The organism is Borreliella afzelii, from assembly GCF_014202295.1.
Classification (GTDB): Bacteria; Spirochaetota; Spirochaetia; order Borreliales; family Borreliaceae; genus Borreliella; species Borreliella afzelii.
On record NZ_JACHGM010000002.1, the window covers coordinates 1 to 14031 of the forward strand.

The following is a 14031-nucleotide window of genomic DNA, read 5'->3' on the forward strand; positions in this document are numbered from 1 at the left end:
GGTTGATAGGTTAGAAGTGTAAGTATAGTAATATATTAAGCTGACTAATACTAATTACCCGTATCTTTGGCCATATTTTTATCTTCCTTATAAAACCCTGGTGGTTAAAGAAAAGAGGAAACACCTGTTATCATTCCGAACACAGAAGTTAAGCTCTTATTCGCTGATGGTACTGCGAGTTCGCGGGAGAGTAAGTTATTGCCAGGGTTTTTATTTTATACTTTAAACCTTGAATTTATTGTGTATACTTATTTTTACACATTAGTAAAACTATTGTATTTTAATAAGGAATTTTTAAAATAACATGAAAAAAGCAAACTTTTTAAGTACTAATTTTTTAATTTTGCTTTTGGTTTGCTTTGTCAATGGCAATTTATTTTCTAAGGATATTTTTAAGTTTAAACTTGTAGATCAATATTTTCCTTTTTACTATAAGAATAATAAAGGAGAATATGTAGGGCTTATTTTTTCTATTTTAGATAAATGGGCAAAAGATAATAATGTTGATATTATAGTTGAACCTATTGGTAATTTAAATGAAAGTAAAATTGAAGATGAAGCAATATATTTAGGGTTGACTTATAATTCAAAATTAAATGATTTATTTTATTTTAAAAGTGAGCTTGCTAGGAGTATTTCGATTTTATTTTCTAAAAGCTCTAATAGAAAATATAAAAATACCCATTCAACATTTTTATCAAACTTTAATATAGGGGTTGTTAAAAGTACAATATATGAAGATATCTTAAGACTAAGAGGTGCTAATGCAATTTTTTTGGCTGATAATGTTCAAGAGTTATTATTGGCTTTAAAAAATGATAAAGTTGATTATATATATGGTGATTGTAAGACTTTACATTATATTGCACAGCGGTTTTTAGGTGAAGATCTTGCTATCTTTAGCGGAGATTTTTTTTATAGTATCAAAAATAGGGTGGCTATTAGTAGAAATGCTCCTGAGATAATAAAGAATTTGAATTTAGATTTGTTTTCATATTTAATGAAAATGCCTGATGAATATGTTGTTTCTTTTTTAGATAGAACTTCTAAGGGAAATTTTATTGATGTTGGTTTATATAACGATTATCCCCCTTTGAGTTTTATTAATTCAAAGGGGGAGTTGTCTGGTATTTTAGTGGATTTATGGAATCTTCTCTCAAGACAGCATATTTTTAAACCTATTTTCAAGGGATTTCCTAAAGAGGATATTAAGAAGACATTGGATGGAAAGTCAGTTGGAATTTTTGGAGGAATTATTAGCAATGATAGCGTATTTGAAAATGTTAATTATGTAGTAAGTAAGCCAATATATCCTCTTAATTTTAAATTTTATTCTAAAGGTTTAAACAATAATGTTGGTCCAATAAATTCTCAGTTTATTGATTTTAATTTTAATAATATTCAATTAAATAAGAATCAAGATATTGTTAATAATTTTATAGATATTGTAAATAATTCATATGGGTTTATAGAAAATTCAATAACAGCAAAATATTTATTAAAATTAAATGGATATAACGGTAGATTAAAATCTTACGATTCGATTTTTAATAAAAATAGGTTTTTAGTATTAGCTATTGATAACAGGGTTTATAAGGTTATTAAATATATTCTTAATGCTATATTTGATGATATTTCAATTGAATCTTTACTTCAAATAGATAAAAATTGGTTAGATAAAGAAGAGATTAATAGCTCTCGAATAAATAGTTATAAAATTATGAATAAGGTTAAATTTAATATAGAAGAAAAAATTTGGTTATTAGAAAATAATAAATTAAATCTTGCTGTTAAAAATTGGTATCCAATAGATTATGTTGAAGCAAATAATTATAAAGGAATAAATCAATTTTTGCTTGATAAGATTAGAATGTTTTCGGGTTTAGAATTTAACATAATTGAAACATCTAGTAGTTTAGATCTAAAAAAATTAATTAAATCTGGAAAAATCGATATGCTCAATACTAATACGATCGATTCAAATTTAGATAATATTTTTAATATAAAATTGAATTCTAGAATTCCACTTTATATTTTTTCAAATAAAAAAAGGGTGCTTCCATCTAGATCTTTAGAGAGGTTTGCTATACTTGATTTTTTATATAGTAAAAATTTGGCTTCTAATATTAAATCAAAGCTTGTTCTGGTAAATAGCTTTAAAGAAGCCTTACTTCTTCTTTACAAGGGAAATATAGATGGAATTATTAGTGATGAGTATACAGCTGCAGCTGTTTTTGAAGAATTAAATGTTGTCGATGTTGAAAAACTTCCTATTTTTAGAGATTTGGCTTTTGATTTGAGTCTTGCTATTTATGATCAGGATTATATCTTGAAAGAAATTATTCAAAAAGTTGTTATGCGTTCAAATGTTGATAGTCAGAGATATTTGAATGATTGGAAATTTGATGTTTATTATAAGTCCAAAGACATTAGGTTTAAAAATTTTAAATTTTTAGTGTTAACAGTTATTATATTTTATTTTACTTTTTTAGGATTTGTAATAATTTTTATGTTCAAATTATCATTTGAGCAGAAAAGAAGATATTCTTTTGTAATGAATGAAAAAAAGATCGCAGAAGCTGCTAATGCTGCTAAAACCATTTTTATAGCGAATGTTAGTCATGATATTCGTACTCCCATTAATGGAATAATGGCGGCTACTGAGCTTTTGGATACAACTATTCTTACGGATGTCCAAAAAGACTATGTTAGGATGATAAATTATTCATCTGATTCTTTACTTTCTTTAATTGATGATATATTGTATTTGTCCCAAATAAATGTCAATGAATTACATGTTGAGAGTCAACAGATTGATTTAGAGCGTGAAATGGAAATGGTTTTAAAAACTTTTCAATCTCAATGTGCAAAGAAAAATATTGATTTATTTTCTTATTCTAAATCTGTTTTTAATAATTATATAAAAGGTGACATTGTAAAAATTAAACAAGTTTTAATTAATTTAATAGGAAATGCTTTTAAGTTTACAGATGATGGTGTTATTGTTTTAAACTATGAAGAAGTATACAGAACAAGAGTTAATGGTAATAGATTGGTTACAGTTGAATTCAAGGTAATAGATACAGGAAAAGGTATTAAAAGAGAAAATCTTTCTAAGATATTTGAAATATTCAAGCAAGAGGATGATTCTTCTTCAAGGGTTCATGAGGGTGTGGGATTAGGATTGTCAATATCTAGAGAACTTATAAGACTAATGGGTGGTCTTGGCATTGCTGTTGATAGTAAAGTGGGAGAGGGTACGACTTTTTCATTTATGTTGCCTTTTTTCTTGGGCAGTGAGCTTAAAAGTAAAAATTTATCAATCAATAGATTCCAATCAATAAATAGTAATAGTAAAGTATTAAATGTACTCTTGAGTAAAAAATCTATTAAAATTTTTGAGCACTGTTCGACTTTGTTAGGCCACTCTTCTAATGTGCACTATGTAGCGTCTTTTGAGGATGCTTATAAATTTTTTAAGAAATATTCTTTTTATAATTTTGTTTGTGTAAATGTAAATAACGATAATATTGAAGAGAGTATTCGATTTGCTAATAATATTGAAAGATTAAGTTCTGATGTACAAATTATTTTTTTATTTTATTGCTTAGATAATAAAGCTCTAAAAAATTTAAAATATGTGTATGTTAAAAAGCCTTTAACAGGGCTTGGTATATCTTCTATTCTTTCTAAAAAAGAGTTTGAAACAGAAGTAGATTTTGAAAATTTGGCTCCAATAGATAGTGCTTTTAAGGTAAAAGAACCCATTAGTGTGTTAATAGCTGAAGATAATCAAGTGAATCAAAAAGTGCTGAAAGACATTCTTATTGTAATAGGTATTAATGAAAATTTTATTGATATTGTAGATGATGGAGTAAAGGCTTTAAAAGCTTTAAAAGAAAAAAAATATGCTATCTCTTTTATTGATATAAGAATGCCAAGATATGATGGATTTTCAGTGGCTAAAGAAATTAGAAAATTTGAAAAGGCAAAGAATTTAAAGCCATGTGTTTTAGTTGCTGTAACAGCACATGCTTTGCAAGAGTATAAAGATGATTGTTTTAAAAGTGGTATGAATGATTATATCTCAAAACCAATACACATAAGTTCAATTAAAGGCATATTAAAAAAATATTTACAGTTTGAAGTTGATGATATTAGGAAGAATGAAGATTTAAGCCAACTTGTTAAGTTCCCCAATTTAGATGTTAATAGAGCTTTAAAAGAATTAAATCTTTCATATACATCATATTCTGAATTATGTAGAGGACTTGTTGATTTCATCTCTATCAATATTATTGATTTAGAAAAAGCTTTTGATGAGGAAAATTTGTCTTTAATTAGGGACATATCTCATTCAATATCTGGAGCTCTTTCTAATATGCGTAGTGCATTGTATAAAGATTTTAAAAAAATTGAAACAAGTAAAGATTCAATTTATGAGTTGAAAAAAATGTATTCTTTTATAAAAGATGATTTATTGCGACTAATAAGCGACATAAAGGAGAATGTTTTGTTTGAGTCTGAGATTGTTAGTGAGAATAAGCTTTACTTTAAAAACAATGATCAATTTTTAAACCTTCTCAATAAACTTTTAATTGGCATTAAGACTAGAAAGCCAAGAGAATACAAGGGAATTCTTAAGAGCATTGACAAATATGTTTTAGACGATAATATTCAAGTATTATTTAGTGATCTTCGCAAGAATTTAAGATTATATAGATTTGACGAGAGCTCCAAGATTCTTAAAGAGATTATTGAAAAGTTTAGCAATAAGAGATATTAGCAGTGGAAATGATAATTAAAGATAAAGCTTTTGAAGTGGAGAATCAGAAGCTTTTAATTGTGGATGATTCTCCTACCAATTTAGATTTATTGGTAAATATATTGCAAGATGCTTATGAGGTTGAAGTTGCAACAAATGGACTTGATGCTTTAAAGCAAGTTGAAAGAGATAGTCCTGATCTTGTGCTTCTTGACATAGGTCTTCCGGATATTAATGGTTATGAGGTATGTAGAAGGCTAAAAAGTGATCCTGATACTAAAGAGATTCCCGTAATTTTTATTAGTTCAAGAAGCTCTACAGATGCTCAGCTTGAGGGATTTAACGTTGGTGGAGTGGATTATATTTTAAAGCCTTTTAATAGTCGAATAATTGACGCTAGAGTTAAGACGCATCTTGAATTAAAGCGGTTAAGAGACTATTTTAAAAGCTTATCTAGAATCGATGGGCTTACTCAGATTCCAAACAGAAGATTTTTTATGGATAAATTTTCTAAGTCGTGGATGAAAGCTTTAGAAAGTAAAGAAATAGTAATTGTTGGGATGTTAGATATTGATAATTTTAAAAATTATAATGATAATTATGGCCACACTAATGGTGATGAGTGTCTTAAATTAATTGCTAAAGCTTTATATAAGGTGGCTTTAAAATATAAAATAGATGTTGCTCGATATGGAGGAGAGGAATTTATTTTTTTTTCTGTTAATAAGAGTCTAAGTGAAATGATTGGCATTATTAAAACAATGATTGATGATATAAAGTGCTTAAGAATAGTTCATGAGCATAGTAGTACTTCTAGTATTGTAACTGTTTCAATTGGTCTTGCTCAGGAAATTCCTATTGATAACAATTTTACTAATATCATAAAGCTTGCTGATAGCAAGCTTTATGAAGCTAAAGTTTCTGGAAGGAATCAGTTTAGATATTAAAATTTTATGTTTATTTATTAGGCCTTAGTATTTAGTATTTAGTATTTATGAGTTACAGAGATTCCAATAGAATCGTAATAAAAATAAGAATTGCCAGTTGCTATTCTTTTTGAAATATCAGCCAGTCCAGCTGTATTGCTTGTGTATGTGGGATTTGTGGATAATTTTAATTTAAGGCCAATTGTTAAAGGCTTGGCAATTTCAAAATTAGCAACAATAGAAATATTGTGATAAAAAATGTCACTTCCCCAACCTTTGTTTTTCCATGAGCTTATGTTTCTTTCTTTACCAATTTGTGTTTTTCCTTCATAAAGTAGGCCTATAGTATTAAGAGGTATTGGCATTTTGTAAGCTAAAAGGGCATAAGGTTTTATTAGCATACCATTTATATTTTTACCATCGTCTGCCTTATATTTCCAAAGTTGATTTTTGTTTGCGTGAAGATTAATTAAGTATGTAAAATCATTGCCGATAACTGTAATAATATGTGTCCAGTCTCCTTGAAAAATAGCGTTTAAGTCGAATTGAAATCGTCCCCCTATTGTTATTTCTGAATAAAATTCAGGAGTATTTGAATATTTTCCATTTTCAATGTGTACACCAATCCCCTTAAATCCAAAAGCTTCCCAACCCATACCAATTTCATTTGATACATATAAATTTAAAAAAGCAATAGGAGTAAAGCTTAGCATGCTTTTAAATGAGATGCTTACAGGAGATAGTCCGATATTTAAATCTACGTCTATACCATTGTTTTTAAAAAATATAGAATTGGGATTGTGTAAAGCTTTGAAATTTTTATAGTACCCCAAGTATGATATTAATTTTATTCCTCCCCAATAATTAGCTGGAATTTTTAAACTTGGTTCAATATTTTGGAAGTTGGGATGTTTAAAGCTTTGTGAAAAACTTTTTCCATTTGTTCCCATCTCGTGGGGAGGGTAATAAGCAGATTGAAAATTAAAGTAAAAATATTGATCATTGAAGTCTAAGTCTTGTTGATCTTGGGAAAGAACCATTTGTGCTTGCAAAAATAACAAGCAAAAGCAAATTTTTTTTATTAACATTTTTATTTTAAATACCTTTTCCATTTAATTTTTTTTTAACATTATTTTAATTATTTTTTTCCTCACTTCATCAATTGTAACAGACGCATCAATATTATTAATTCTAGAGCATTTTGAATAAAATTCTATTAGTGGTTTTGTTTGTAATTTATATTCTTTAAGCCTTGTTTTTAAGCATTCTTCTTTATCATCTTCTCGTTGATAAAGATCTCCTCCACAAACGTCGCAAATGCCAATGTTTTTTGTGGCTAGGGTATGTATATTGAAAATATTATTGCAAGATTTGCAAATTCTTCTTCCTGAGAGTCTTTTTATTACTGATTCTTCATCAATTAAAAAGTTTATTATTTTTACATTTGGCAAAAATTTGTCAAGAGCTTTAGCTTGACAAATATTGCGTGGAAATCCATCTAAAATGAAATTTTTATTCTTTTTAATAGATTTAATTTTATCTTCTACTATTTTTATTGTAATTAGGTCAGGGACTAGTTCTCCCTTCTCAACAATTTTTTTTATTTCTTTTCCAAGAGTTGTAGAATTTAAAATATTTTCTCTAAATAAATCTCCTGTTGAAATGTGATAGTATTGAAATTCGTTAGAAATAATTTTTGAAATAGTTCCCTTTCCAGAACCTGGAGGACCTAAAAATACAAGTTCCATAGTATTAACACTCCTGTATAGATATTTATTATTTAAGGTTTTATTTGAAAACATTTAATAAAAATTTAAGTCCCACAATTGTTCCAATTGTAGATCCAAGGTTTACAAAAAGTACTATTAATAGAATTCTTGTAACCTTGTTTGTGAAATATCCTTTTGTTGTTGATAATTCTTCTTGTAAATTTTCAAAATCTTTGACCTTTGGTTTGTTTATGTAAGCCTCAACAAGTCCTGCTACCATACCAGTTCCTATGAATGGTATTAAAGAGAATATTGGAGAACCTGTAATGGCTGTTAAAATTGTTAAAGGGTGAGATTTTAATAAGATGGATGCAACGCCTGAAAAAAGAGAGTTAGATATTATCCAAAGTTTTAAATTTTTGTAAGCAAAATCAAATCCTTTAAAGTAAAAAGAGCTTACTATTAGTAAAATGATTGAAATTGTAATCAAGTAAGATAGCGCTTTGCTAAATGAAAAAGGTTTTTTAGGTATTTTGTCGAGTTCTTTAGCGTTTATTATTTTTTTATTTTGGCTTACTTCTTTTAAAGTTCTCATTATTCCGTTTACATGACCTGCGCCTACAATAGCAAGAATAATGCCTTTTCCTTCAAGTATTTTATTTGTAATAAATTCATCTCTTTCATCAATTAAAGCTTTTTTTACTTTGGGTATTTCTTTTGAAAGTTCTTCCATTACTTTTGAAAGGGCGTCTTGTTCTTTGAGTTTTTCAATTTCATCTTTTGTAATTTTTGTATCTGTTAGGGAAAAAAGGCTTGAGATTATTTTTATTTTTTCAAATATTGGAATAGATATCCAAGCTCTTTTTAGAGTTGTTTCAATTTTTCTGTCAGCAAGAATTAATGGAATATTGTGCTTTTTAGCTTTTAAAATAGCTGTTTTCATTTCTTCACCAGGTTTTATTCCCTGTTCTTTTGCTAATTTTTTTTGAAAATTACTAAGAATTATATTTATTATAAGAAAGAAGGCTTTTCCTTGTCTTAATGCTTTATCTATATCTAAGTTTCTCCATTTTTCATTTTCATCGGTGTTTAAGATTGAATGATAGCGAGCTTCATCAAGTTCAACGGCAATATAGTCTGGTTTTAAGATTTCTATTAAATTTGCAGTGTCTTCTGAGCTTTTTTTTGACACGTGAGCAGTTCCAAGTATATATATTGTTTTATTATGTATATTAAATTTACTTACATGAGAAAAACAGTCTTCTGTTTTAGTGTTTTCTATTTTGTTGTCCAAAAAATATTCCTTGCTTTAAAAAAAATTAGCTATTAATTAGTATAGCTTTTAATAATTTTACCATATGGTTTAGTGGAACTATATAGTCTATATTGTTTTCTTTTATTGCTATTTTTGGCATTCCAAAAACCATTGAACTTTCTTTATCTTGTGCAATAGTCAGTCCCCCGGCTTTTTTTATATCGCCAATTTCTTTTGATCCATCATTTCCCATTCCAGTCATTATTAGGGCAATTGCTTTATCTTTTGCAATATCTGCAATAGATTGAAATAATACCCCAATAGATGGTTTGTGGCCATTTATATGTTTGCCATCGAAGGTTTGTACTTGATAGTTGCCATCGATTTTTTTGATTTTTGTATGATATCCGCCCGAGCTTATGTATGCATGTCCTTGTTTTAATGTTTCTTTATTGGTAGTTTCTTTTACTCTTATTTTACAAAGACTATTAAGATTTTTTGCAAATTCTTCTGTAAATCCTTTAGGCATATGTTGAACAATTATTATTGGTGGAAAGCTTTCAGGTATTTCTGGCAATATTGATTTTAAGGCCACAGGGCCTCCTGCTGATACTCCAATGGCTATTATGTCAAATTTTCTCAGTCTAAGTTTTTTTATTTCTTTTTCATTTAATATTTTTTCTTTTGCATGTTCTTCAAGTTGAGGTAATGAAAAAGTATCATTTTTATGATTTAAAAAAAAATCAGCTCTTTCATTGTTTTTTATTTTTATATCCTTGTTGCGGACAATTTTGTTTTTTATAGATATCGATCCATAGGCTAAAAGAGAATTGATAATTTGTTCTTTTTGGTTTTCATGTGATTTTTTATTTTTAGATACTAATATAAAATCATCAGCGCCCTTTAAAGCAGCAATATTTATTAGGTTTTGATTTGAAGATGTGACGACAATTGGTATTGTTTTGTTTATATTGTTTTTTTTCTCCAAAAAGAGAATATCTTTAATGTTGTTTTCTTCTAAATTCATTAATATTACTTCAGGGTTATGTTTTTTGAGTTTATTTGTTGCGAATTTACCATTAGAAGCGGTTGCAATGACTTGGAGCTTGGGAGATGAATTAATAAGGTCTGATATAAGCTTTCTCTTTACAGCAAAGTATTCTATGATAAGTACAGAAATTTTTGTTTCCATTGCTACTTTTTCCCTATTTAATTCTTGTTAAATTATAACTTATATTTATTTTTTAATTTAAATTTTTCTTTTTTACAGCCAGTATCTTTTTTTTCATATATTATTGCCCAGGGTGTTTTTAAAAATTTAAAAGGAAGGTTGAGTCCAAAAAGTGATTCTGAGTGACCTATAAATAAATAGCTGTTTTTAGACATGTTATTGTAAAATTTTTTAAGTACTTTAATTTTAGATTTTTCATCAAAGTATATTAATACATTTCTACAAAAAATAACATCAATTTGTGAAAAATTACTTTCAAAGTTTAGGTTATGATAATCAAATCTTATGTGATTTTTAATTTCATTTTTAATTTTATATCCGTTTGAATGAGAATATATATAGTGTCTATATTCTTTAGGAATATTTTCACATTTATTTGATGAATAATATCCTTCTTTTGCTATCATCAAAGATTTTAAACTTAAATCAGAGGCAATAATAATAAAATCTATTTCTTTTGGAAGTTTTGATTTGAGCACAAATGCTAATGAATAAGGTTCTTCTCCTGTTGAGCATCCTGCAGACCAGATGATAATCCTATTTTTTTCTTCTATATTTTTAATTTTAATTAAATTAGGAATTACAAATTTTTCAAAAGTTTGAAAATGTAGTGAATTTCTAAAAAATCTTGTTAAATTAGTTGTGACTAAATCCAAGAAATATTCTTTTTTTAATTTTTCGCTAATTATTAAATTATAAAGTTGTGATGGGTTTTCAAGATCAAGTTCTCGTACTGCGTCATTAATTCTGCTTTGAAGAACAAATTTATTTTTTTCGTCAAAACGAATTCCACTGTTGTTATATATAAAGTCGCAAAATTTTAAAAATAGTTGACCTTCAATTTCTAACATGTTTTAGAACCCGCTTAATTATTCTCTTTATAGATAAGTATTGCCTATTTATAATAAATCTCCAGGTAAGAATATTTTTTTTTAAAAAAAATTGTAAAATTATTATAAATAATTTTATTATAAGACTTGGGTTTATAAAAAGGTTTTTGTTTATTTTAATTTATTTGTAGTAATAAATGAGGAATTTAATGAGTGTTGGAAGAATATTTGCAAATGCCATTTAATATATTTTTAAAAGATTGATCGATGTTTAATAGGCTTAAGAAAGCAATTCTTAGAGAAGATGTTAAGTATGAAATTTTTAGAAAATTTTTTCATATTTTTAGCTTAATAATTTTAGTTTTTTATGGAATAAATTTTTGGATAGGACTTGTTTCTAATATGCTTTTTATGATTTTATACTTAACTTCTGAAGTTTTTAGAATTACTAAAAAAAAACTACTTTTCTTTAAAAATATTTCAGACATAATGTTAAAGTCAAGAAAAATATTGCCCAATAAAGTATCTTTTTCGCCTGTTTTTTTGTTTTTAGGAATATTGATATCATATTGCTTGGTTATGGGCCCTTTTAATTATATTGGAATATTCTCAGTATGTCTTGGTGATGGATTTGCAAGTCTTGCTGGAAAGTTAATTCCTTCTTTTAAGCTTGTAAACGATAAAACAATTTCTGGTAGTTTTGTTGTATTTTGTGCTACTTTTTTTTCATATTATTATTTTTTTCCTTATTTAACAGTAGCTTTAATTCTTGGAATTTTAGCAGTATTGGTAGAGCTTTTTGATGCTGCAAATTATGATAATTTATTTTTACCACTTATTGTTTCAACTTCGTCTTATTTTTTAACTTTCTTTTTTTATAGCCAGTAAAAGAAAATTTTTCCTGATTTTTTTAAATAAATTGGTACACCAATTAAGGTTGGGAGAAAGGCATAAGGTATTCTTAGTAAATTCAAGTAAATTCCACTTAATATTAAAAGCATTGAAACAAAAAGGAAAAAATAGTCAAAGCTTTTTTTTCTTAAAAAGGCTACTATAAAGTTTATTAAAATAAGCAATAAGAATGCATCTATGTAAAATTTTGTACTTTCGATTTTAAGAATGCTATAATTTTGGCTATTTTCGTACGAATTAATGGGTATTATATAGCTATATATGCAGGCAAAGGTCAAAATAATGTAAATTGTATAATGTATTGATTTTATTTTGAAATCGCATATATATAAACTTAGAAAAAATAAATTTAATAATGAAAAAGTATTTATAAAAAGGATAAATTTTGTAAATAAGTAATAACTAGAATTTAGGTTATTTTTTAAAAAAAAATCTTCAGAGATTAGAATAGGTTCTAATGTATATGAACTAATAAAGCAATAGAAAAATATAAATTGTATATTATTGGTTCTTTTGTAGTTGATATATGACCACAGTGAGCCTATGATTCCAGCAATAAAGATGGCAAATTTATTAACCAATATTATAAAATTATTATTGTAAATTTCTATAACATAATTTTGATAATTTTCATTATATTTTATTTTATAAGAGAAAATCAGTATAACTAATGTTGCTAGAATAAAAATTATAAATAGAAAAAGATTAATAGAAGCATTGAACTTTGTAAATATGAATTTCATTTAAACTTCCAAGAATGTATATTTTTTATTTTTTTTATATTTTTTTTAATTTTTGAATCAAGTTTTTCAAAAAAATCTATCTTTGTTTTTTTTTCAATTGAGTCGACGTTAACAACGTAATTTTTCAAATCCAAGTCTTTTGCTTTCTCATTTGGGATAATAAAAGAGATTATGTCAAAAGAATTGTTATTATTAATTGCTAGTACTATTTTATAAAAATTTTTAGGTACCAAAATTTTGTTTTTACCAATAAATCCTTTATTTTCCGTTAAAATTCCAGCACTAATTACATATATATATCCTTTTGAGATTGCCCATTCTCTTACTAATTTTTCAAGTTTTAGCCAAATTCCAGAATTAAATTCGCTTTTTTGAGGTGACATATTTGATAAAAAATATGTATCTTTCATTGCAGTTTCAGAAAAAGACATGTCTGCAGAATTTACTATGTGTCCTCTGTCATAACCGCTTTTAAAGTAATCTTCAAGTTTTGGAAAAGTTCCTTTAAGGTTGGTATCTTCAAAAAATTTAGTACTTCTTTTAATCTTTTTGGATTTTAACAAAGTTAATGCTAGTTCTACCATTTCTCTTTTAAGCGGATAAGCGGCCCATTCGGATTGTCTTGCGCTTTCAGCATATCCTAAAGTATAGTGTTTTTTCCTTATTATTTGGGTAGTAAGATATCCTTTTGGTATTAATTGGGATTCTTTTATTGGGATAGATTTTGTGATGTTAATGTATTTATTTTCTAATATTTCTAAATAGTCATAAATTCTATTTTTAATTTGTTTTAGGATTTTTGGATTTAAGGAAAAAAATAAAAATCCTGCTAGACATAAAATATAGCAGTAAAGAAAAAATTTTGATCTTTTTTTCATGTTTCTATCTCTTTTTCATCCTCAAAATTATATCTAATAGTGAAATTAAAAGAAATGTTAAATGTATCTAAAAATAAAAAATCAATTTTAAAGTCCAATCCCATTAAAGGTATTGCCTTTTTTGTAGAAATTTCAATAAACATATAAGGCTCTAGTACATAAGGCAATTTTTCGTAAAATTGAATGTCTCCTATAAAGTTTGTAGATAAGTAAAAACGACCACCTATGCCAATAGTAGAGGAAAAATATTTTGTTTTTTTAATTAAGTTTGCAATGTGCCAGTTTATTCCTCCTCCAATATAAGACTTAAAGTATTGCATTTTTTTAGGGATATTAAGGCTTTCGGTTGTTAATATCATAGCAACGATTAAAAAATCAAAATTATTATTAGAGAATGTGTAGTAAGGTCTAAAAATAAGATGTTTAATATTTGAATTTAGGAAAAATCCAATTCCAATTCCAATTCCTGTTGAATATGCGAATCCTCTTTCTGGGGTAAAAAAATTGTAGCTTTGTTCGGATTGATTATTTTTTTCATTAGCATTATCTTCTTCATTTGCAAGTGCATTTAATGTGGAAATGATAAGCAATGTTAAGGAAATACAAATGTTTGGATTTTTTTTCATAAACAGGTTATTTTAAATAATATAAAAATTGCTTTATCTTTTCAATATTATGATATGTACTTAGGGATAATTTTCCTATTTCGTGTAAAAATATTTTTTATATTAGGTGGCTGTAGTATGCAATTTTATTGTATATTATACAATATGTTTAATTGC

At 26.4% G+C, this 14031-nt stretch carries 11 protein-coding genes and 1 rRNA gene; 4 read left to right on the forward strand and 8 right to left on the reverse strand.

The window, feature by feature from the left end:
- The first annotated feature begins 96 nt into the window (after positions 1-96).
- The 3 genes from rrf (at position 97) to HNP63_RS02195 (ending at position 5712) form a co-directional block, all read left to right on the forward strand.
- Positions 97-207 (forward strand): 5S ribosomal RNA (gene rrf / locus HNP63_RS02185).
- Positions 208-304: 97 nt separating this feature from the next.
- Complete coding sequence (locus HNP63_RS02190) at positions 305-4786, forward strand: ATP-binding protein (RefSeq protein ID WP_183227102.1); 4482 nt, start codon at positions 305-307, stop codon at positions 4784-4786.
- 2 nt (positions 4787-4788) lie between these two features.
- Positions 4789-5712 (forward strand): response regulator, encoded by a 924-nt coding sequence (locus HNP63_RS02195; RefSeq protein ID WP_011601014.1) that lies wholly within the window; start codon positions 4789-4791, stop codon positions 5710-5712.
- 38 nt (positions 5713-5750) lie between these two features.
- Here HNP63_RS02195 and HNP63_RS02200 read toward each other — a convergent pair whose 3' ends face one another.
- The 5 genes from HNP63_RS02200 to HNP63_RS02220 are packed head-to-tail and all read right to left on the reverse strand — an operon-like array spanning position 5751 to position 10737.
- Positions 5751-6779 (reverse strand): hypothetical protein, encoded by a 1029-nt coding sequence (locus HNP63_RS02200; RefSeq protein WP_183227292.1) that lies wholly within the window; start codon positions 6777-6779, stop codon positions 5751-5753.
- 24 nt (positions 6780-6803) lie between these two features.
- Positions 6804-7439: an adenylate kinase gene (locus HNP63_RS02205; protein WP_183227104.1), complete on the reverse strand. Its 636-nt coding sequence runs from the start codon at positions 7437-7439 to the stop codon at positions 6804-6806.
- Between the two features lie 40 nt (positions 7440-7479).
- Positions 7480-8694, reverse strand: a complete 1215-nt coding sequence (locus HNP63_RS02210; protein ID WP_011601012.1) for a TraB family protein — start codon at positions 8692-8694, stop codon at positions 7480-7482.
- A 25-nt stretch (positions 8695-8719) separates the two neighbouring features.
- Positions 8720-9847, reverse strand: coding sequence for a chemotaxis-specific protein-glutamate methyltransferase CheB (gene cheB, locus HNP63_RS02215; protein ID WP_183227107.1), 1128 nt, complete (start codon positions 9845-9847; stop codon positions 8720-8722).
- Between the two features lie 32 nt (positions 9848-9879).
- Positions 9880-10737: a protein-glutamate O-methyltransferase gene (locus HNP63_RS02220; protein WP_011601010.1), complete on the reverse strand. Its 858-nt coding sequence runs from the start codon at positions 10735-10737 to the stop codon at positions 9880-9882.
- 246 nt (positions 10738-10983) lie between these two features.
- Here HNP63_RS02220 and HNP63_RS02225 point away from each other — a divergent pair, with 246 nt between their 5' ends.
- Positions 10984-11604 (forward strand): diacylglycerol/polyprenol kinase family protein, encoded by a 621-nt coding sequence (locus tag HNP63_RS02225; protein ID WP_183227109.1) that lies wholly within the window; start codon positions 10984-10986, stop codon positions 11602-11604.
- Here HNP63_RS02225 and HNP63_RS02230 read toward each other — a convergent pair.
- The 3 genes from HNP63_RS02230 to HNP63_RS02240 are packed head-to-tail and all read right to left on the reverse strand — an operon-like array spanning position 11592 to position 13875.
- Positions 11592-12371 carry a hypothetical protein gene (locus HNP63_RS02230; RefSeq protein ID WP_004790414.1) on the reverse strand — a complete coding sequence of 260 codons (780 nt, stop codon included), beginning with the start codon at positions 12369-12371 and terminating at the stop codon, positions 11592-11594. The genes HNP63_RS02225 and HNP63_RS02230 overlap by 13 nt on opposite strands.
- Positions 12368-13249, reverse strand: a complete 882-nt coding sequence (locus HNP63_RS02235; RefSeq protein ID WP_183227111.1) for a DNA/RNA non-specific endonuclease — start codon at positions 13247-13249, stop codon at positions 12368-12370. The genes HNP63_RS02230 and HNP63_RS02235 overlap by 4 nt, the downstream gene beginning before the upstream one ends.
- Positions 13246-13875 (reverse strand): hypothetical protein, encoded by a 630-nt coding sequence (locus tag HNP63_RS02240; RefSeq protein WP_004790690.1) that lies wholly within the window; start codon positions 13873-13875, stop codon positions 13246-13248. The genes HNP63_RS02235 and HNP63_RS02240 overlap by 4 nt, the downstream gene beginning before the upstream one ends.
- Between the last annotated feature and the right edge of the window lie 156 nt (positions 13876-14031).